The organism is Paenibacillus sp. FSL H8-0259, from assembly GCF_037963255.1.
Taxonomy (GTDB): domain Bacteria; phylum Bacillota; class Bacilli; order Paenibacillales; family Paenibacillaceae; genus Paenibacillus_AQ; species Paenibacillus_AQ phytohabitans.
This window is the reverse complement of record NZ_CP150147.1, coordinates 2930134-2950771: the sequence shown is the minus strand read 5'-3', so window position 1 is coordinate 2950771 and position 20638 is coordinate 2930134. Positions and strand designations below refer to the sequence as shown.

The window sequence follows — 20638 nt, the reverse complement described above, 5'->3', positions numbered from 1 at the left end:
ACCGCAACAAAAGGCGTATACCGGAAGTCATGCTCCAAACGGAGCAGGCTTCAAGGATACGCCTTAAGCATTTAGACTTTACCTTATTTCAGAAGAATTGCGGATATTGCTTGGACATCACCTGTACCCGTTCCAGCAATGTATTGGAATGCTCCATCACAATCTTGCGCATTCCCTCCACGTCACGCTTGCGGGTGGCCGCTACCATCTTCACATGTTTATCAATATCGGATTGCTGCACGCCCTCCATCTTGCCATAGAGCAGACGGATACGGTTATAGTGCGAGGCTACCTCTTCAATCGTGAACCAGGATAGCTCTTCCCCGGCCGTCTGAAAGATCAGCTGGTGGAAACGATTATCCTTGAAGTAAAATTCCCGGAAATATTTCTTATCCATATATTTCTTCTGTTTGTTAATCAGTTCCTGCATCGTATCTGCTACAAGCTCACTGCACTTGCGGATGAATTCATCAATCACGGCAGATTCAAGCGATGTGCGGATGAACCATTCCTCGCGGACCCGCTGCAGATCAATTTTGGAGACTACTGTTTTGCGCTGAGGATATATTTCCACCAGTCCAGACTGTTGAAGGCGGACTACTGCTTCCCGTACCGGTGTCCGGCTTACGCCATAGCGTTCAGAGAGCTTCTGCACACTGACATCCATTCCCGGCTCCAACGTCATATTCATGATGTCTTCTCTTATTTTATTGTAAGTTACATCATTTAGTGAATTACTGTTATTAATAATCTTCAACGGGTTCCCTACACCTTCCTGAACTCACTCCTAGTACATCACGATATATTTTCTCCGCACTGGCAGCATCATAGCTGTAATACAACAGAACATCCAGAATAAACGGCGGGTAGCTGAGTCTATTCAGTTCCTGTGTAAAGGCCATGGCTCCTACTTCACTCAAGGTGCGTATTGTAGAATAATTCTTGAACCCAAGCAGGTTCCATAGCAGAATCTTCTCAGTCCGGGTGTAGATTTCATGTGCAAACTGGTCTTCTACAAAATGAAAAATTTCGTGTCCAAGGATAGTATTCATTATACCAGCTTGCTGAAAAAGTTCAACTAGCGCCGGCTCTTCCTCCTGGACCCGCTCCGCCGCTCTGCGCACAGGCTCCTCCATAATTTCGATTGTGTACGGCGGCGTATAGCAGGCAAATAGCACACGTTTCCCTGTCATAAGCGCACTTTGAAATTCTAGCTTCAGCTTCAATTTGTCCGCGATCACGCGGACATCACGGGTTCCGTATTCACGGATGATCCTCTGTGCATAGGCTTTGCCGCAGGCATTAGCTTTGGCAACCATCTCTGTCTTGGTTTCAGGCAGAATGCGCCGGTTCAGAATGTCCCTGGAAAAAGCGTACAGCCCCCAAGCCTCATCCTCTACCTGCAGCAAATCACGCATCATTACACCCAGCTTCATCTGCACCTGCATGCTGCCCCCATTCTTCATTCCTTCATTAATATGGCTATGAATAATTTCAATAGATTAGCGTCAGCTCTGCTTGACATTGGCAGCGACAACGATAACCTCCGTATCCGGCTCAAACGTGGAAATTTCGATATCCATCAGCAGCTCCAGCTGTTCGAAATCGGAAGCGGTAAAGTCCATCACCCGGGCACCGATACACAGATAGAAGTCCGGCCGGGCAATCAGTTCAGTCTGGTAGACGGCCATAGCCTCCCAGAGCTTTTTGACGGCATTCAGGTAATCTCCGGCAGTTGTCTTAAGGGCCATCGCCCGGCCTCGTTGCACCTTAATGAACCCTTTGGTGTCCAGAATGCGGACTGCACCCGCTTCACCGGCCTTCTCAACCTTTTCGCCGAAAATGCTGACATACCTCGTTTTCTCAAGCAGCTGTGTCCGGTCGATGGAAATACGCATATCCTTCGCGGCCAGCTCGCGGAGCTCCGCTTCATCACATTCCTTCAGCAGCTCGGTCGTCTTCACTTCCGTGGAACCGGTAGCAATCGCGGTAACCTTGGAGGTCTGCGGATCGATATCGATATGGATCTCGATGCTTTCCGGAGTGGCTCCGCTCTGAATCGCCTTGTTCATCGCTTCCATTTTGAGTGCGGCAATCACTTCTTTGGAAGGTGACGGAATGATCCGCTCTACCACGTCCCGCACCATGGACAGGGCAACACCGATGGACGAGATCACCTCTGCATTCTCAGGAATGCTGTATTTCAGACCCATTTTCTCAGAGAAATAGACGATCAGCGAAGCGGCTCCCCCGCCAACTCCCACCAGGGAGATCTGGTCTTTCTCCAGTTTGTATTTCTCGGCCAGCGACAGGATGATCGGTTCGATCTTCGCATACGCTTTTTCCATAATCTGCTTCGCAATATCCTCGACCGTGGTTCCGCAATAATCGGCTAATGCCTGCATCGCCCGTCTGGCGGCTTCCACATTCCCGTAGGAGAAATGCTCCGGCTTCACAAGGCCCAGCACGTTCGCAGCACAGGAATTCGTGATCGTCACACGCCCCCCGTTCTCCAGACGGATGGCGACATAATCTGCCGGATCACCCGGCTTAGGTGAGAAAAATTCCACCTTGGCGCCCTTAATCTTGTCCGGGTCGGTAAATACCGAATAATCCAATCCGCCGATATGTGCCGATCTGGGGCCGACATCCACTACTCCGCTTTTGTTCGCCCGGATCATGGAGCCGCCAGCAACACCGAGGACGCGCACATCCAGTGAATTGACATAGGTCGGATGACCGCCGACGATGGAATAGTCAATGGCCGGACGGCCGTTTTTGATAACCCCGATATTGGTTGTGGTTCCACCCACCTCGAAATACACACCGTTAGAGGCTCTCAGATACATCAAAGACCCCATAACTGAGGCTGCGGGACCCGACAGCATCGTAAGCACAGGACGTTTCTTCATTTCGCTGATTTCCATAACCCCGCCGTCGCCTCTCATGATCATCAGAGGTACATGGACGCCGGCTTCCCTTACGGACTGTTCGGTTGAATTGGCGGTATCCAGCATCTTGGGCAGAATACTTGCGTTGATCGCTGCCGTTCTCGTTCTGCGGGTGAGTCCGTACAATTTGGTGATATCGGATGCCATGGTGGTCGGAATGCCTTTTTTCTCAGCTTCTTTATAGACGAGCTCTTCAGGTCTGCCATTATCTACGCCAAAAGCCATGGAAGGCACAATCACCTGTGCACCCTGACGCTTAAGATCATCGATGACCTGCAGCACGGAGGCTTCGGACATTTTCTTAATATTAATGAAGCTATTGTAGATTTTGATCTCTTTGCTGTTGCCCAGATCGATGTTCTGCAGTTTGGTCTGACGTTTGGCCAGCCAGCCTTCAAGACCGCCCTTAGCCATGCCAATGATGCCAACCTGTGCGATATCACCTTCAATCAGCGCATTGGTTGCCTGCGTTGTGCTGTGTGCAACGAAGACTACATCTTCCGGCTTGATGTTATTTTCCTTCAGACAATTCTGAAAACATTTCACAACTCCGGCGGCTACACCTCTCGCATGATCATGCGTAGTCTTGACGGACGATTTCCCGATAATTTCATGTGTTTCGTTGTCGATGGCAACTGCTTTTGTATGTGTTCCACCGACGTCGATCCCCATTCTAACCATTTTACCCATATGATTTCTCCGTTTCTCTTCATTAAATTGTACTGAAGGTTGATTAACCGGCTCCTGACGGACATAGGCGCAGCAGCCGGTTCTGATTGGACGTAAGCGATGCTACACCAAATTGCCGTACATGAAGAATACAATCGCGCAGAGAATAATCCCGATAATCCAGCCTGTAGGAATGGACATCTTCATATATTCCTTGGCCGGAACCTTCGTATATCCGAAGCCCCAGGCTACCCAGGATTGGGTAACGTCCAAATGCTGCGGCGCTACTGTAGTGATGGCGAACAAAGGATACAGGAACTGTACAGGCCAGGCTGCGGTAGCCACAACTACTGCCAGAATGGCCGAACCGGAACCGACCAGGTTCATCGGGCCGCGGAAGAAGCCAAGCGGTGTCAGGATGGCGAATACGATACAGAGCAATAACGCCGTCTGAGGCATTGCACCGTCAAGCAAGGTTTTGAAATAAGGGGAAGCATAGGTTGCCGCATTATTGAACATGGACAATGTGAGCAAGAATCCGATCATCGGCGCCACATCGATAGCCCCGTCTGCGAATTGCTTAGACAGCATTCTGCAAACGCTTGCAAAACCACCCTTTAACTTGCCGCAGGTCAGTAAGGCGAACAGACCGGCAACGATAAATCCGAAGATAATCGGAAGCTTGAACACCACCACACCGATTACCGGCAGGATGATGGAAATCCAGGAGATTGCAGGGGCATCAACCGTAGTTCCGGCATCCGGAGTGGCTGCCCAGGCACGGGAGACCTTCTTGTTCATGGACAGGTTAGATACCACCAGAACAACGATCAGGGAGACCGCCATCGCAATCATGCCGAATTTGAAATATGTATTGTAGTCGTAGCTGGCATAACTTTCATTGGCTGTGGCAAAAATAGCCTGATACTGCTTGAAGTTAACAATGTTCCCGAAGATACCCGCCATAATGGAGCCCATGAAGGAGAACAAGGCAATCGGTGAAGGAATACCCAGCGACAGCATGATCGGCAATACGATTACGGCAATGGAGATTACCGGACCGATACCGGTCATAGAGGTGAAGATTACCGCAGTAACAATACATAAGAGCGACATCGTAATTCTTGGTTTGTCTCCGCCGAGCTCTACCACCTTACGGATCAGCGTTGCAGCAATCCCTGTGTCGATCAAGACTCTGCCGAAGAAGGCGCCGAAGAAGATGTTAACCAGAATCGCTTTACCGTAGTTCTCCGGACCCGTCTGGAAGACGTTCGTCAGGACATCAATAAAGGTCTTGCCCTCCATAACGGAGGTTGGATGAATAGAATTGCCGATCAGGGCAATCGAGGTCCACAGGACCGACATGACGAAGAAACCCACCATGAGGTTATACCCCTTGACGCAATACCACACCAATCCAAAAAATGATAAAACCATAATGAAACCGATTACAACATTAGCCACATCCACAAAATAACCTCCTGTAATAGGAATATATGAATAACATGCTAACATGCTATATAGCCTCACTGACATGTTAGTTTGTCTCGGGAAAATATTAACATGTTAGTTGCTCGGGCGTCAATACAATTCTGCGCTGCGAATTTCAGCTGTTTTTGAAGTCAGGCGCGGGTAAGAACGGCAGCATTTCAGCACGAACAGAGAAAGCCCCCGCGGCATGGCCGCAGGGGCTGGGTACTGCTTATTAAGGCTGAATGCCCGGTAGAACTACAGCAATAAACAGCAAGCCCGGCATTAGGGTAGCAGGAAACCCTTTGAAGCCTGCTCTATTCTTCAAGGCCGCAATAATTGCCAGGTTCAGCAGCTGGCCTGCCAGGATAGGTAAGACTGCAATGAGTGGTCCTGCTCTATTGACGGATTGCAGGGGAACTATTGTCAGCAATGAATAGAAGACTAGATCCCCTGTACCGATGACCGGAATGAGCCCCCGCTTCCCGGGAACCGGAAGGCAGACCGATAGGCGGACGGCTGTATTCTTACGCTCCATTAATCTGGCGTTGAGCGTGAAGCCGCCTCTCTTGGTGAAGCTGAACACATCCATGACTACAACTCCGAAGGCAGCGCCAATGACCGTACTGTCCGAGACGAATACGTAGGCTGACAGCAGATACGCCAGCAGAACTGCACAGATGATGTTCAAGCCATTATGCAAATAGACCACAGTCCGGCTGACAGTCTGCTTCCAGACCCAACAATTTAGCGCTAAGGCTGCTGCAAATCCTGCAACAGCCATCTGCTCTGAACATCCGCGAACGGCAGCTGCCAGCAGTATGATGAGACCAGTAAGCAGGAAAATATAGGTTAACTCCCAATGCATCCTGTTCTTAACAGGCACATCCATCAGAAATTCCTCCAGTCAAATATAGAACATCGTCTTACTCTTCCACTAGTCCGGTTACATCTGCTTACTGTACTTACGGATGTAGAACAGCTGCAGGAAACAGCCGAAAACATATAGTCCGATGGTCGACAGCACTACCCACAGAGCGGTCCCGCCAAATATGAACAGAAACGGCAGCGCAATCATAACCACAATCATAACATCGAAGGCTTTGGCCTTCGCTTTCATCCGGATGGCCGTATGGCGTTCGTCGCGCAGTTCAATGACAGCCTGCTTCCTCAGCTTGGGGTGCTTGGCATAATAACACTGAATGATAAGCTGGGCGGCACTCATACTGAACAGCCCCGAGCCTATACCAAGACCTAACCCGGCTAGTCTCTCTGTACTTTCATTCATCGTCAGAAGCCCGGCAGCAGCCAGAATCCCCCCAAGCAGCAGCAGAAAAGAAAACAGCCAGATCTTCTTGTTCACCTTCATTCGGATTCCTCCTCATAGATAAAAATATCCTCAATGGCCAGTTTGAAATAGCGGGCGATTTTGAAGGCCAGAATGATGGACGGGTTATACCTCCCGTTCTCAAGCGAACCGATAGTCTGTCTGGAGACCTCCAGCGCCTCAGCCAGCTCTTCCTGTTTAATTCCCCGCTCCTTCCGAAGCTGCTCCAGCCTGTTATCCATACCTTCACCTCGCATATGTAAAGTTAACTTTCCATCATAGTATCACTCACTTTCTAATATGTAAAGCGTACTTTCCATCATTCTGTGTTTATTCACACAAAAAGAAAAGCATAAAATACCCCTAACGGGTAATTATGCCGGAGTTTATCGATTTCGTATTCCTTCAGTTGTCACTTGGCCTTTCATTTTTCTTAATAGAATTCAGCTCTTCTTGTCCGTGATAAGAACCTGCACGTATAACAGCATCTATCTTATGAAGATTCTGAACACTCTCCAAGGGATTGGCATCCAATATCACTAAATCCGCATTCTTACCTGCCTCCACTGTGCCCATATCATCCAAACGCTCCAGAAACTCCGCTCCGTTAAGGGTAGCCATTTGGAGAACGTGAAGAGGTGAGATACCCGCTTTTTCGAGTTCATCAAATTCCTGATGAATAGAGTTACCTGCATTTACGCCAATTAACTCCGCCGCCTTCATCTGTGCCAACCATCATCTTAACGCCTTTGGAATCATAGGTCTTTGCCAATTTCAAATAAAGATCGTAGAGCCCTTGTGCAATGGTTGGATCACTATCATTTGAGAATAGACCTAAATGCATACGTACCAGAGTCGGGGTTTGCCATGTGTTGTTTTCAACGAATACACCGGCAAGCTGAATGGCCTTCTCTTCACTGTAAGTGTCAATCAAATGTTGCAGTACTGCGGAATCCTCTTCGCCCCCGGAAGTCTCAATAGCTAACTTGACGACTTGCTCGTTCACAAAATCTCTAACACCCTTTATCTTCATGAATTGCACGAAGACTGGATTTGACGTGATGGAGGGAAGTCCTGTGGCCTCTGCTCTCAAGTTGTTCTCATCAGTTGAGGTAGAGATTAGCGCCCCGTTGTTGATTCCGAAATGTTCGACACTATAAAATCCGTTTTTCGAAGCCTCCTTCAAGTCCAAATCCGGAAGCACATGGCCTACAAACGCAAGATTTAATTTGTTCGCCTCCGCTTGGACGGCATCAAATACTTCTGGTGTAACAGCCCCCGCTTTTATAAAGCCAGCCCCTTCCTTTTGCTGCTCTCGAACGAATTCCACTGCAACCTTTGGCGTAGGCGCGTTGATCGGTGTTAACACATCGCCAGGCATCGCGAGCAGTGCCGGCTCTTCCGTAGAACTGGTATAGGCACCGGCTCTCCATTCCTTCAACTGGTCGGCTGAACCACTCATCTGTCTGAAGCCGGTAACACCGTTAGCAAGCAGCAGAGACATAACTTCAGGGGTCTTCTCATCTCCCAGCACGTGCATGTGCATGTTCAGGTACCCGGGCACCGCATACTTCCCGGTGGCCTCAACAATCTTCGTGTCTTCGCCTGTCTTAATGCTTCCAGCCGGTGCAATGTCGATGATTGTCCCATCCTTAGTCAGGATGCTCATGTTAGAGGTTAATTGACCGTTTTGTGTATCCACAATGGTTACATGATTCAGCAATAGCTGATATGGAACGCTTGGTTGTTCCAGATTCATAGCGGTGTAGGGCTGAATATTCATCGAAGGTTGGCCAGCATACAAGCCGCTCCATACGATGACAAGCGCTAATATCCAATATAGCGGAACTCGCCATCCATGCCATAATTTCATTCTTCTCAGGGTAATGAGGAAGCCGGCGCAGGCAGCCAGAATCAGATAACCATACCAGCGTTCATCACTGCTGATCATCAACACTAGTACAATTCCAAAAACAAGAACAAATAATAGCCCAAATCCGATGGTGCTTAGAAGTTTTCTTTTTGTATTTTGCTCCATCGCAAGCAATCCCTTTCTTTATCAAGATTTCAAGATCTGCACTGTTCCATAAACTTCATGGCAAGCGAACCACATTCCTCCGGCTTATCCAGCCACGGAAGATGCCCGGCATTCTGCAAGGCATGAAACTCCGGCCGTTGAAAACAAGAGGCAACCTCCTCTCCGATGTCAATGCTGCCAAACGGATCATTTGTACCCCACAGGAACATCGTTGGTTGCTGCACACGATTCAGCTCTTCTTTTTGCAGCATGACATCCGGCTGAGAGCCCCACATGGTGTTAATACGGCGCATGAGACTGAGACTCGAAATTTTATAGTTGGGAAGCTGTTGAAAATAATAGTAGCAGTCTGCGAGTTCACTGGGCAGCTTCTCCAGTGTTTCCTCAGAATGCCCCATAAAACGCAGGCTTTCCAACGATTTATCCGGTTTCTTGGACATAACCAGCTTGTACAGGACATTGTTGAGACCAGGTATGGAAAGTGCACGCAGCGCGGCCGGCGGTCTTGTGCTAATCAGGTTCCCTGGTACGCCTAGCAGTACAAGACTGGATACACGTTCCGGACGGTCGATCGCTGTCAGAATACTCATGTGCCCGCCGATGGAATGAGCTATAATCGGAACCCGGTCAAGCTTGAGCTCGTCCAACACACTTATAACCGTTTGAACCGCAAATTCTCTGAAGTTAATATTCCGGTGGTCCATGCCGTCACTCATTCCACCGCCCGGACGGTTGATGGCGATTAAACGCCGGCCGGTCAAATGGGCCATCAAGGGAATCAGCGGAAAGGTATCGCCGGTATTGCCGGGAACAAGAACAACAGGCTCTCCGTGTCCAATCTCGGTCACTCTGATTGTATATCCGAAATTGCCGAACGGAATGTGGCGGATTTCCGCGTCAAACTGATAATAATCAAGCAATTTCTGTTCTGCATTCCGTGCCTTGAGGACGCGGGGATCGTTATCTTTTAGAATAAGCGATGAATTATTCATAGAGCCACTCCTCCACTTGTGTATACCTATGCTGGATAGAATCACTGTGCATGACGACTAATCGGTATCAATTTCAGCTTGCTAAAAAAAACGATCCTGTGATACAAATGTATCATAAATACAAATGAAAAAAACCCGAAATGCAGAAGTGGAACAGGAGTGAGCGTAATGTATCGTATCGGAAAGGATAAGCGAAAAACACAATCCGCAAAACTTATTTGCAAAGGCATGGAAGATTTGATGCTAATACAGGATTATAAAGATATCTCCATCACACAGATTATCAACACGTCCGGCGTGGGCAGAGCAACCTTCTATCGGCTGTTTGACGATAAATCAGATGTTGTGCTGTACCAAATGGAGTCAGTATTCGATGAATTAATCCGGCGTATGGGGCCGCATACCGATTCCAGTATAGTAGTTAAAGCTTTATTTGATATCTGGCTTCCCCAAAAAGCTCTCTTTTTATCCTTGGTAAAAGCAAATCTGTATGGGGAGTTTCAAACCCGGTTATCCTTTGTAATCGGAGAAAAACTGAACTTTATTAAAGAAGCTGTTGGTATGGACGACAGGAGCTGGCAGTATTTCATACACATCCGGGCAGCCATGCTCTTTACTGCGCTAAGGGTCGCAATCACTCAATTTAGTGAAGATGATTCGCAGGATATTTCCAGCACGCTGAGCGATCTATTCGGCAAACAGCCGGTATTCAAATCGTAATTGGATTATCCGGCCAACATGAGATAGAACTATGGGAAATGTTGAATATGAAAGGTAGCGTCACTGCATTGGAGGGGACGCCTCTTGGATAAGGGGGAGCTTTCGGGAATGGCATAAGTATCATCGGCCCAAGGGATGAGCAACGTCCTCAGCTATCTGCCCTAAAAAAACAGGCTCTAAACCAGCTATAAACAGCCGATTCAGAACCTGTATTTATTAAATATGATGCGGTCAAGAGGACTCGAACCTCCACGATATTGCTATCACTGGCACCTGAAGCCAGCGCGTCTGCCAATTCCGCCATGACCGCATATTAGGTTGACTTGCTTACGCAGTCACAAGATAGATCTTATCATGCTGGGATTTCAGAGTCAACCTTTTTATCTTTTTTTAATTTTTGATTATTTCCAATAATTTTCAAGATGAATATTGCATTTACTTACCCAAAAGATGTATAATGAGAACAAAGGTTCGCATACTATAAATGAGGTGATTTATATGGCGACTACCAAGAGAAACACCCTAATCACACCAACACTTCCTGAAGATATAACCAAAGACGAATTGTCCCTTGTCAGAAGCTATCTGCTGCTAACGTTTATCCATAAAGTGTTTGAGCGCGATTGCCGAGTTATTGGTAAGAGCGGTCTCTTCAAGACTCCACAGCTCTACATGGAGCTCGTCTCCAGCGCCACGAAGAAGACTTCGCTGATGCTGCAGGAGGTTACCCGTGAGCTTACTTCGCATCAGCTGAAGATCAATACCATCCGCCAGGATCAGCGCGGAGTTACGGCCGAGTATACCTGCCGGGGATACTCCGGGGATATCCATATCCTTTGGCCCGGCTTCCGCAACGAAATGATGCTGCGCATGCGCGCTTATCTCGGGCTGGGTGCCGAGCTTGCCTCCGTTCTTCCCAGAGAAGAACGGGTGGAACAGATGGCCTTGTCCTTCTAGGCAGTTACTGGTTAATCCACAAAGAGCCTCGTCCTATTTACTGGACGAGGCTCTTTGTGTACCTACACTTCCTAGAGGTTCCATATAGTTTGAATTTGAACAAAAGCGGAACCATTCCATTTCCTCATACCTGTCCCGTTGTCCGCAGAGCGAGCCTGAGATTGTTAAATTAACACTACATAGGCATAATTGTTGTACGTATTGCAACTTTGATACCTCGATACCTGGGCATTCGGACAGATTGTTGTATGAAATACAATAATTCCTCCACCAAACCGCTAGAACAAAGAGAGATGTTGCCTTTTATACAACAATTTTGGATTAGGGCCGAATTACGGAGGGAAATGTTGTATTCTGTGCAGGATTTTAATAAGCAATGTGATCTCCGGTACAAATATCGGGATAAGAAATATTTGTGGCAATAGCAGCCGGATGTTCACCTATTCTCTGTAGTCACGGCAAACCATAACCAAGAATTTAAAAGTTCAATCTGTATCGCGCCCAGCGCTCCTCTACTTAATGACCTTTTCAATCTCCTTCATCCCCGCATCCGGGAACAGCTTCGCCACATGCTCAGCAATCCGTGATTTCGATTCCGCAGGCTTATCAGCGTAACGCGAGGTAACCCATTCTTCCCCGTATACATGCTCACTCATCGCATACCGCCCGACTCCCCAGCCGTACGGACGCCCCTCTTTATCATGCTTGTATTCGAATCTGCTGGCTGTAATATAGGTCTGCATCTGCAGATGCGTCATTGCGGTGTCGAAGCCCTTGGCCCCGTTTTTCCCGAAGCCGGCCAGCTGCTTGAGCTCATTGGAGAGCAGTCCCTCATTGTGTTCCATCAGCACATCCATAATTTGTTTGCTGGGCATGGAGGCCAGTCCATCATCATATCTGGCGTCGAAGTCGTATCCGTCCCTGCGGTAATTGGCGAAGTCAGGGTACCATGCTTTGCTGATAAACCCGGCTTTTTTGTTAAAAAGCTTCGCATAAGCGATCTCGCCCCCTGCCGCAACTTCCTCACGCCATTCCCACGGACCTTCCACATCCTTCACGAACCAGTAGCCCCCAGGAGTACACTCCTGCAGGGAGAAACCATCAATCTCACAGCGGAATAACGGAAGGAAACCGATCTCACGCACCAGATCAGCTAACTCCTGCGCATTCTTAATTACAGGCAGCTTCATGACCGACCTCCCGGTTCATACGTCCAGCCTTCGTCCCCGTGATAGATCATCAGCTTGGACATTCCGCCATCGATATTTATATTCTCCCCGGTGATGAACCCCGCAGCATCACTGCACAGGAAAAGCACCACAGCCGCGATATCCGGCGGTATTCCGACCCGTCCGGCCGGATGCTGCAGCCGGTCCGGTTCTGAATGAACCGGGTCCACTGCTTCTCCCGTACCATGATAGGCAGTGGTATCAATCCAACCGGGGCTGATCGCATTCACCCGCACTTTACCGGCCAGACTTACACTAAGGCCATGGGTCAACGCGCCAATCCCGCCTTTGGCGGCCGTATAGCTCTCGGTATCCGGCTGGGACATGCGCTCCCGGCTTGAAGATATATTCACGATGGATGCTCCCGGAGCGAAATATTCCTTAAGCCGCAGTGTCAAATAATATGGCGCAGTTACCCCGATCCGCTGCACATATTCGAAATCCTCGTAGCTGCACTCCGACAGCAGGCCTTTTTTGCTAATGCAGGCATTGTTAATCAGGTAATCCACGTGTCCGAATCTGCTGATAACCTGTGCGGTGAAATCCTCAATGACCGAACGCTCAGCAATATCTCCCGGATAGAAAAACAGCCGCTCCGCCCCATACTGCTCCTCCAGCCAGCGTCCGGCCGCAAGATCAGTATCTATACAGGCAACCACCGCTCCCGCCTCCAGCAGCTCCTCCGTAATACAGCGTCCAATTCCGTTAGCACCGCCGGTGACGACAGAGATTTTATTCTGATGGTTCATATGCTCCTCCTTAGGCAGTTCAATGTAAGGGTCCTGCAAAATCAGCAAAAGTACGCTCTGCAGCGTACTCAGCTGAGTGTAAAGCTGTATTTAAAAACGGCATCTAGCGTATCCCGTTTGCTTTTTACAAAGTATCTGCTTCCGGTCTCGGCTCGCTGAACGGCTGATACAGGTAGTTCCGGTCCAGCTTCACAACACGCTTATTCGGACGCCGGATCATTACCTGGGACTCATCCCAGGCCAGCACAATCCCCTTGACATCATTGCTCTCCAGTCCATCCCGCACAACACGTATTCTTTCACCGGAAATCCGGTAGGCATCCAGCTGTTCATCACTGATCATAATTGTTCTACTCCCCTCTCTGTCCTTAGCTTGTCCAATATTTGCCTAAATCGAATCATGAAAAAGACCCAAATGATAAATCATCCGGGTCTAGTTACGATCTTGGTAAGTCTGTATGTCTTATGAAGTTCTTATATCAGCGCTTCATTCTTCTCAAACCAGAAGTCAAGAACTTTAGCGGACATCACCCGTTGTTCCAGATATTCTACCTGATGATCGGTGAATTTCTGTCTCCAGTTGAAGGACAGCTCTTCACACAAACTTGTGATTGTCAGAAGCTCCGACCAAGCTACGTAGCGTTTGTACCAGAAAAACTGAGGATGTTCGATCATATAGGGATACAAATCGTCGAACTCCGTATGTTTGCAATCCAGCGCACGTTCGAAGTGATCCTTAGCCTCGGTTAGTTTATCAATAAAAAATTGCTCTGTCACCGGTTCTTTCCCCATTGTGACGCCTCCTCTCTCATGTCTAATTTTTATTATAAAGGAAAACTTATAGGGTGAAAAGCAGATGTTTCAAAAATAGGCTATGTTCCTGTATTTGTCACTTTATTCTTACCCAAAAGTAATCGTTCCCTCACTAAGTGAGGTAATATCGACAAGCGACTCCAGACGGATACCCTGTTCCCGGATTGTACGGGCGCCAGCCTGGAAGCTTTTCTCGACCACTACGCCCAGACCCACAAGTTCGGCACCGGAACGCTGGATGATCTTGATCAGGCCGCGCGCGGCGTCGCCGTTGGCGATAATATCGTCGATGAAGAGGATTTTGTCATTCTCCGAGATGTATTGGCGGGACAGCATAATGTCCGTGACGATCCCTTTGGTAAAAGACGGCACCCGTTCGCATAAGGCATCGGGATCAGCGAGCAGCGTTTTTTTGCGCCGGGCAAAGACCAGCGGCACCTTCATCTCATAAGCGGTGGCAAATGCCACGGCAATACCCGAAGACTCCACGGTAACTACGCGTGTCACTCCAGCCTCAGCAAATCTGCGGGCAAACTCCCGTCCCATTTCCATCGTCAGCATCGGATCAACCTGGTGGTTGAGTAGACCGTCCAGCTTCAGCACCTGATCCGAAATGACGACCCCTTCCTCCAAAATCCGCTGTTTCAATATTTCCATGACTTTGAACCTCCATTACCTTTATAATTCCAGACGTTCCACTGTAATACCAGCTTATTCACAAGGCGGAAGTCATGTCCTTCTGTTCCTCATCATAACCTGTACTATGCGGACTGCACAAGGCAATCCTGCCCGCACCGCTATTTAAATCTTCGCAGCATTCAGAGGAGGAGAGCCATGAAGTCCCGAGTCCGCACATTGCAGATCGCTTTTACCTATATTGGCACCATTGTGGGTGCCGGCTTCGCCACCGGCCAGGAAATTCTCCGTTTCTTCACAAGATACGGCCACTGGGCCCTGCTGACCATCCTGTTCTCCACCGCGATATTTATTTGGCTCGGCACCAAAATGATGATTATCGCCCGGCGGATCGAGGCAGACTCCTACGAAGATTTCAACCGCCATCTGTTTGGAGAAAAGGCCGGGGCCAGTATCAGCCTGTTCACCATGATTATTCTGATTGGCGTGAACAGCATCATGCTGGCGGGTGCCGGGGCTATTTTTAAGGAGCATCTCGGAATGCCCTATCAGGCGGGGCTGCTGCTCACCATTCTCGGGTCCTACCTGCTCCTGAAGCGCGGCATTTCCGGAATCCTGCAAATCAACAGCCTGGTGGTCCCTTTGATGCTTACTCTGTCGCTGATTATTGTATTTAATACGCTGGGTGTACCCGGTGCAGAAAGATTCCTGTTCCTGCCGACAGACCACAGCTTCTTCAGTGCCTGGATGTCTCCGCTCCTGTATACCGCCTTCAATCTCGGCATGGCCCAGGCTGTGCTTGTTCCGCTGGCCCGGCATACCGAAGACGAGCAGGCGCTTGTACGCGGAGGGATTCTGGGCGGAGCCGGAATCGGGTTCATGCTGCTGGCAGCCCATTTTGCCATGAGCTCACAGATGCCGGGAATTCTGCAGTTCGAGATTCCGATGGGCAGCATCGCCTTCCGGCTGGGTCCCATCGTGCAGACGATTTTTCTGCTGCTGATCTTCATGGAAATCTTCAGTACCTTCGTCGCTGACATCTATGGGGTTAGCGTTCAACTGCAGCAGCGCCTGCCGGTCGCTCCAGCCCTGGTAACCCCGCTGCTGATGCTGGTCTGTTATGTGTTCAGCCAATTCGGCTTCAGTTCCCTGCTCGGGGTATTCTACCCGATCTTCGGCGCCCTGTGCCTGGTGTGGGCGGTCATGCTGATGCGCGCTCCCATGTCGCAACCGCCGCGGCCAAGCGGTCCGCCTGCCTCTGGAAGCGGAGGTAAGGGCATCACCATTGTGGCGGTTAAGCCGGTGATCCGGACTACACGGAAATAACCGCAGCAGCAGGTATGATCGCCGCCACCGCTTCGGCCACATGCCGGTGGCAGGTCATCATCACAATCTGCCTGGATACCGACAATTCGCCAAGTAATTCAAGAGCCGCATGCAAGCGGTGTTCATCGAAATTAACAAACAAATCGTCGAAGAACAGCGGCAGGTTCACCTGACTGCTCATGGTCTCCGAAAGAGCCAGCCGGATCGCCAGATACAGCTGTTCCGCCGTCCCCCGGCTAAGCAGTCCGTTGTCCAGCAGTCCGGCGTCCTTATGCTCCGCCATCAGCTCCTTGTGCCCGAGAGTCATTACGATCCGGCGGTACTCCCCATGCGTCAGCTTGGAGAAATATACAGAGGCAAGCTGCAGCACCTGCGGCTGCTTCTCCTGTTCATAGATCCGCCTCGTCCGTCCCATAAGCTCTGCCGCCAGCGCCGTTACCGCATATTGCCCGGCCAGATTACGCAGCGCCGCCCGCTGTTCTTCCAGCTGCTGAAGCACCGAGTCCTCCATGCACCGTCCCCTCAGGTCCTCCCGTTCCTGCAGCAGCTTGCCGCGCTGCTGGAGCAGGAAACTGCGTTCTTCCTCCAGGTTCAATACCGCCTCTTCCGCCGCCAAGCGTTCCTGTTCAAGCACCCGGGCATCCTGATGCTCCAGCAGCCGGAGCAGCTCTGCCTTGCCTTCCTGCTCCCATCCGCCAAACATCGCCAGCTCCCACTGACGTACCGACCGCGTCAGCTCACTATGCCTCAGCCAGGCCGATGAACGGCGCAGGAATTCTTCACCGTCCTCAGCGCCGCCTTCCTGAAGGAGCCTGCTGCTCCGCCCGTTCAGCTCCTCCTGCTCTCTCCGGTTCGCAGCCAGTTCCTCACGAACTTGGGTAAGCCGCGCTTCTATACTCTCCCTGCGCAGCAGCTCTGTCTTCAGCGCCTCCCATTCCCGCTTCCGCAGCTCCAGCCAGGTTAGCAGTGAAAGAGAGTCCGGTGAAACTTGAGTTATAGCCCGGGCTCCGGCAGGAGGTTCAGCTTGGGGCTCCGGCTGCGGGCCTGATTGTGAGCCGGGATGTGCGGGAGCCATCAAAGTAACAGAGGAGTGATCCCTGCGGGCCTCGGCAGCAGCCTCAGTATCTCTAAGCAGAATCATCCCTTCCTGCTCATAAGCAGCGCACTCTGACTCCAGTCCGCTGAGCCGGAGGGATAATTTGCCCTGCTGGCGGAGCAGTTCATTGCCCTGCTCCGCCAGAGCGAAGATATCCGGCAGGCCGTCCGGTGAGAGCCCTTCCGGCAGCCCCCGCTGGCGCAGCCATTCTTCATAACGAGCGGCCAGCTCCGTGAAGCTGGCTTCGGCATGGTCCAGCTCCTCTGCCAGTACCCGCTCCTGTCCGGCCAGCACCGCGAGCTCCGTGCGGCAGGCCTCCACCTCAGCGGTCTGCCGTTCGACGCGCTGGCGCCAGGCACTCCACGCCTCCATCAGGCGGCGCAGCTCCTTCATCCCGGCCTCCAGCCCGCCGGCATCTTGTATGCCGCTCTCCGGCTTCGCCCCGGAGAGCAAAAGCCCGCGCAGCCGCAGCATCTCCGCTGCGGCCTTGCCCGCCTCCCCGCCGCCCGGCGCAGGCGGCGTCTGGTCTGCTCTGCTTGCACCGCGCAGAGCGAAGAGCAGTGCAAGGTCCGCTGCGGCCAGCAGGCCGAGCGCGGACCACGCGCTGACCGGCGGCGCGCCGGTCAAGAGCAGCGCAGGCGGCAGCAGCAGCGTAAGCGCTGCGCCCGCCTGCAGGAGGCGCCGGTAGCGCTGCGCCAGGCGCCCGTTCCCGCCGGGGCGGCTGTCCCCGGCGGCAGTGCCTCTGCGGCGCGGGACCTCCGCGCCGCCTGCAGAGCCGCCGAGCAGCGCTTCGCGCCAGCGCTCGGCGGCCTGCTGCAGCTCGTCCCACAGCTGCAGCAGTTCACGCGGGCTGCGCGGAGCGAGGCCCGCGAAGTCCGCTGCGCCGCTTGCGTGTTCGCGCGCAAGCTGGCGCTCGGCCGCCTGCAGCGCAGCGCCGGCGGCGGCCGTTCTGGCGCGGAGGCTCAGCAGCTCCGCGCCTCTGGTCTCCATTTGCCGGTCGTATCCGGCAAATGACGCAGCGTAGCGCCGCGCGGCTTCCCGGTCCGCCGCGCTGGCTGCGAAGCCCGCCAGCTCAGCGGCGCTCCAGCCCGCGCCAATGCTGCGCAGGATACGCTGGAGCTGTTCGCCCAGCGCGGCAAGCTCACCCGTCAGCCGCTGCCGCTCCGTGCGCTTGTCCTCATAGCTGCCCCGTCTGCGGTCCAGCGCTTCGAGAACCGGCCCCTGCTGCTCCAGCAGGGAATCAGGCGGGTTCGCGGCAAGCTCAGCCGCAAGCTCTGCCTGCAGCCGTTCCAGGCGGAACGCTGCGCCCTGCAACCCCCGCAGATCACCCTCCAATGCCTTCCAGCGGTCCACTCCAGCTTCAGGGAACGCATCGATCTGCGGAAGCTCTGCCAGCTCAAGCCGGGCTTCAGACCATTTCAGCCACAGCTCACGGATCTCCTGCGCCTTCCGCAGCTTAAGCAGCCGGCCAGCCGCGGTTTCCCGGCTATCTTTCATCTGTAACAGCTTCTGCTCTACCGCTTCCAGAGCCAGGGTATTCTCATTATATCTGGGCAGATAGGAACGGCTCTCCGCTACCTCCCGTTCCAGCTTCTCAATAGACTGCAGAATCTTGGCAGCATCCTGCACCTTGCCCCGTGGCTTATAGAGCTTCTCGGCATCCTGGACCAGGCGTTTCTCCGCCCGCATAATCTCACCGCCGCCGCCCATCCCGGCATGGAACAGGTAGCTGCTCATCTCACCGGACTGCAGCGCGCCAAGCTCCTGCAGCTCGTCCAGCGAGACGGCGAACAGCTGGCGGAACATACTCCGCGAGATGCCGCCCAGCAGGCGGCGCTCCAGCTCAGCCTGCTGCAGCTCCTCAGTGCTTCCATCCGGATGGCTAAGTGTAATCTGCAGCTTCTCTCCTCTTCCAGGTCCTTCACCGCCGGAAGCAAACCGGCGGATCGTCCAGAGGGCGCCTCTATCATCACGCGCATTCAGCACCCCGCCATGTGTTCCGCCCTGCAGCGGCTCATACCGCTCGGCAGGATACGCCCTGCCGGGGATGCCGTACAGCATCGCGCGGATAAACTGCAGGGTAGTGCTTTTGCCGGCTTCATTACGCCCGAAGAGCACAGTGACCCCTTCGTTCAGCTTCATCTCCCGCCGGGCCAGACGGCCATAGCCGTCAATCCGCAAAGACTCAATTTTCATTCAGCATCCCCCCGCTCCCGCCATACAGTCAGGTCCGCCGCTTCCCTGTCACTGTCCTCTTCCTCCGGCATCGCCATATTCACCGCTGATCCGCCGGCTCCGTCTCTTTCCGAGGGTCCGTTGGCCCGGGCAGACACAACCTCTTCTCCTGCCGCAGGACTCTGCGGCACAGTAGCCTGCTCCTCTACTCCGCTGAGCAGCACAATGCCCAGCTCCGCAGCACTGCTTAGCCAGTCCCGCTTCTCTTCGCTCCCTGTGGACATGAGCAGTTTGCGCAGCTCCTGATTCTCCATTAGCGGCCTTAGCGCAGTGGAGATCAGCTCCTCCAGCTCCTCGTCGTTCCCGCCGCTACGTCCGGCAAGACGCAGCATTTCTCCGAGAAAGCTGTCCTCCAGCAGCAGACGGCCCCGGTCAATAGCCAGTCCCGTTTCTATAGCGAAGCCTTCGGTCCACACGAGACCTGCATACTCCTTACGTTCCGCACGGACCGTTTCCCGCCGCTGCAGCTCGGCGAGCAGATCATCCGCAGCCCCCTTCTCCGTCAGCACCTTATGTATAGCCCCCCGCCCGGTCAGGCGGAATCTTACCACAGACATCAGCTGCGGTGTTTCTTCCCGGAGGTCTTCAACCGCATTCTCAACGGCCCGCGTCCACTCAGCCTCATCCGCCAGACCCTCCACCGGGATCTCACGGACCTGCCAGCGCACACTGTCCAGTTCATGGAAGGTCAGCGACGCAGCACCTTCTGCATCCACATAAACGATATAGCAGCCTTTAGGGCCAGTCTCTTTAATACTTCGCCCCTGAATATTTCCCGGGTAGACAATCGGCGGACGATCGTGCAGAATACTGCGTTTATGAATATGCCCCAGCGCCCAATAGTCGTAGCCCCTGCCGATCAGATCCTTGCGGCTGCACGGAGAGTACGTCTCATGCTGGAGATCCCCGTCCACATTGCCGTGCAGCAGGGCAATGTGGAACAGGCTGCTGCCCGGTTGACGGTTATACCGCAGCGCCGTATTCTCAGTCACTTTGGCAGTTGGATAGGAGATCCCGCTGATCACGGCTACCTCCCTGCCGTCCTCTCTGCTGCGGGCAATAGCCTGTTCCGGCTCATTGCCGCCGAACACCGTAACGTGATCAGGCGGTGCCTCTACCAGACGCGGCCCGTCCAGCGGATCATGATTTCCGTGAATCAGGAACACCTGAATCCCGTGCCGCCCGAGTTCCTCCAGCGCTTCCCGGAACCGGAGCTGACCCTGGAGAGAGGCATCGGAGACATCATAAACATCGCCGCTGATGACAACGAAATCTACCTTTTGCTCTATAGCTACGCCAACAAGCCGCCCGAGGGCGGCGAAGGTGGACTCCCGGAGATAGGAGCGTATGGCCTGCGGAAGATGGGACAGCCCTGCAAAGCGGCTATCCAGATGCAGATCCGCAGCATGCAGGAATCGAAAAGGAATCAT

Annotated in this window: 20 protein-coding genes and 1 tRNA gene; 3 read left to right on the top strand and 18 right to left on the bottom strand. The window is 52.4% G+C overall.

Going from position 1 to position 20638, the window contains the following annotated elements; translation table 11 throughout:
• Positions 1–88: 88 nt before the first annotated feature.
• The 10 genes from NSU01_RS12410 to NSU01_RS12365 all read right to left on the bottom strand — a co-directional run bounded on the left by NSU01_RS12410 (position 89) and on the right by NSU01_RS12365 (position 9447).
• Positions 89–757, bottom strand: coding sequence for a GntR family transcriptional regulator (locus tag NSU01_RS12410; protein WP_039309052.1), 669 nt, complete (start codon positions 755–757; stop codon positions 89–91).
• Positions 744–1436, bottom strand: coding sequence for a hypothetical protein (locus NSU01_RS12405; RefSeq protein WP_339303485.1), 693 nt, complete (start codon positions 1434–1436; stop codon positions 744–746). The genes NSU01_RS12410 and NSU01_RS12405 overlap by 14 nt, the downstream gene beginning before the upstream one ends.
• A gap of 72 nt (positions 1437–1508) precedes the next feature.
• Positions 1509–3641, bottom strand: a complete 2133-nt coding sequence (locus NSU01_RS12400) for a hydantoinase/oxoprolinase family protein (RefSeq protein ID WP_076244268.1) — start codon at positions 3639–3641, stop codon at positions 1509–1511.
• 102 nt (positions 3642–3743) lie between these two features.
• Entirely contained in the window at positions 3744–5090 is a 1347-nt protein-coding gene (locus NSU01_RS12395; protein ID WP_218639448.1) for a citrate transporter, read from the bottom strand.
• Positions 5091–5325: 235 nt separating this feature from the next.
• Entirely contained in the window at positions 5326–5982 is a 657-nt protein-coding gene (locus tag NSU01_RS12390) for a hypothetical protein (protein WP_076244264.1), read from the bottom strand.
• A 54-nt stretch (positions 5983–6036) separates the two neighbouring features.
• On the bottom strand, positions 6037–6459 hold the full coding sequence (locus NSU01_RS12385) for a hypothetical protein (protein ID WP_042135785.1): 423 nt from the start codon (positions 6457–6459) through the stop codon (positions 6037–6039).
• Positions 6456–6659, bottom strand: coding sequence for a helix-turn-helix transcriptional regulator (locus NSU01_RS12380; RefSeq protein ID WP_042135783.1), 204 nt, complete (start codon positions 6657–6659; stop codon positions 6456–6458). The genes NSU01_RS12385 and NSU01_RS12380 overlap by 4 nt, the downstream gene beginning before the upstream one ends.
• A 163-nt stretch (positions 6660–6822) precedes the next feature.
• Positions 6823–7140 carry an amidohydrolase family protein gene (locus NSU01_RS12375; protein ID WP_076244262.1) on the bottom strand — a complete coding sequence of 106 codons (318 nt, stop codon included), beginning with the start codon at positions 7138–7140 and terminating at the stop codon, positions 6823–6825.
• Entirely contained in the window at positions 7103–8455 is a 1353-nt protein-coding gene (locus NSU01_RS12370; protein WP_076244260.1) for a hypothetical protein, read from the bottom strand. The genes NSU01_RS12375 and NSU01_RS12370 overlap by 38 nt, the downstream gene beginning before the upstream one ends.
• A 29-nt stretch (positions 8456–8484) precedes the next feature.
• The gene (locus NSU01_RS12365) at positions 8485–9447 is read right to left on the bottom strand and encodes an alpha/beta hydrolase (protein WP_076244258.1); all 963 of its coding nucleotides are present in this window, start codon (positions 9445–9447) and stop codon (positions 8485–8487) included.
• 168 nt (positions 9448–9615) lie between these two features.
• Here NSU01_RS12365 and NSU01_RS12360 point away from each other — a divergent pair, with 168 nt between their 5' ends.
• Positions 9616–10167 carry a TetR/AcrR family transcriptional regulator gene (locus tag NSU01_RS12360; protein ID WP_042135777.1) on the top strand — a complete coding sequence of 184 codons (552 nt, stop codon included), beginning with the start codon at positions 9616–9618 and terminating at the stop codon, positions 10165–10167.
• Between the two features lie 226 nt (positions 10168–10393).
• Here the strand turns inward: NSU01_RS12360 and NSU01_RS12355 are convergent.
• Positions 10394–10477: transfer RNA gene (locus NSU01_RS12355), tRNA-Leu, on the bottom strand.
• Positions 10478–10665: 188 nt separating this feature from the next.
• On the opposite strand from NSU01_RS12355, the gene NSU01_RS12350 reads away from it, so the two are divergent.
• Positions 10666–11124 carry a hypothetical protein gene (locus NSU01_RS12350; protein ID WP_042135775.1) on the top strand — a complete coding sequence of 153 codons (459 nt, stop codon included), beginning with the start codon at positions 10666–10668 and terminating at the stop codon, positions 11122–11124.
• 512 nt (positions 11125–11636) lie between these two features.
• Here the strand turns inward: NSU01_RS12350 and NSU01_RS12345 are convergent.
• From NSU01_RS12345 to NSU01_RS12325, 5 genes are all read right to left on the bottom strand, one after another.
• A complete protein-coding gene (locus tag NSU01_RS12345; protein WP_076244256.1) occupies positions 11637–12314 on the bottom strand; it encodes a hypothetical protein in 678 nt (225 codons plus the stop codon).
• Positions 12311–13102: an SDR family oxidoreductase gene (locus NSU01_RS12340; RefSeq protein WP_076244254.1), complete on the bottom strand. Its 792-nt coding sequence runs from the start codon at positions 13100–13102 to the stop codon at positions 12311–12313. Before NSU01_RS12340 ends, NSU01_RS12345 begins: the two co-directional genes overlap by 4 nt.
• 124 nt (positions 13103–13226) lie before the next feature.
• Positions 13227–13445 carry a hypothetical protein gene (locus NSU01_RS12335; RefSeq protein ID WP_076244252.1) on the bottom strand — a complete coding sequence of 73 codons (219 nt, stop codon included), beginning with the start codon at positions 13443–13445 and terminating at the stop codon, positions 13227–13229.
• Between the two features lie 131 nt (positions 13446–13576).
• Positions 13577–13894 (bottom strand): hypothetical protein, encoded by a 318-nt coding sequence (locus NSU01_RS12330; RefSeq protein WP_039309077.1) that lies wholly within the window; start codon positions 13892–13894, stop codon positions 13577–13579.
• A gap of 108 nt (positions 13895–14002) precedes the next feature.
• Positions 14003–14572 (bottom strand): xanthine phosphoribosyltransferase, encoded by a 570-nt coding sequence (locus tag NSU01_RS12325; protein ID WP_042135769.1) that lies wholly within the window; start codon positions 14570–14572, stop codon positions 14003–14005.
• Positions 14573–14749: 177 nt separating this feature from the next.
• Between NSU01_RS12325 and NSU01_RS12320 the strand changes: the two genes are divergently transcribed.
• Positions 14750–15877, top strand: coding sequence for a hypothetical protein (locus tag NSU01_RS12320; RefSeq protein WP_076244250.1), 1128 nt, complete (start codon positions 14750–14752; stop codon positions 15875–15877).
• On the opposite strand, the gene NSU01_RS12315 is transcribed toward NSU01_RS12320, so the two are convergent.
• Both NSU01_RS12315 and NSU01_RS12310 read right to left on the bottom strand, forming a co-directional pair.
• Complete coding sequence (locus NSU01_RS12315; protein WP_076244248.1) at positions 15864–19169, bottom strand: AAA family ATPase; 3306 nt, start codon at positions 19167–19169, stop codon at positions 15864–15866. The genes NSU01_RS12320 and NSU01_RS12315 overlap by 14 nt on opposite strands.
• Positions 19166–20638, bottom strand: a complete 1473-nt coding sequence (locus tag NSU01_RS12310; RefSeq protein WP_083705520.1) for a DNA repair exonuclease — start codon at positions 20636–20638, stop codon at positions 19166–19168. The genes NSU01_RS12315 and NSU01_RS12310 overlap by 4 nt, the downstream gene beginning before the upstream one ends.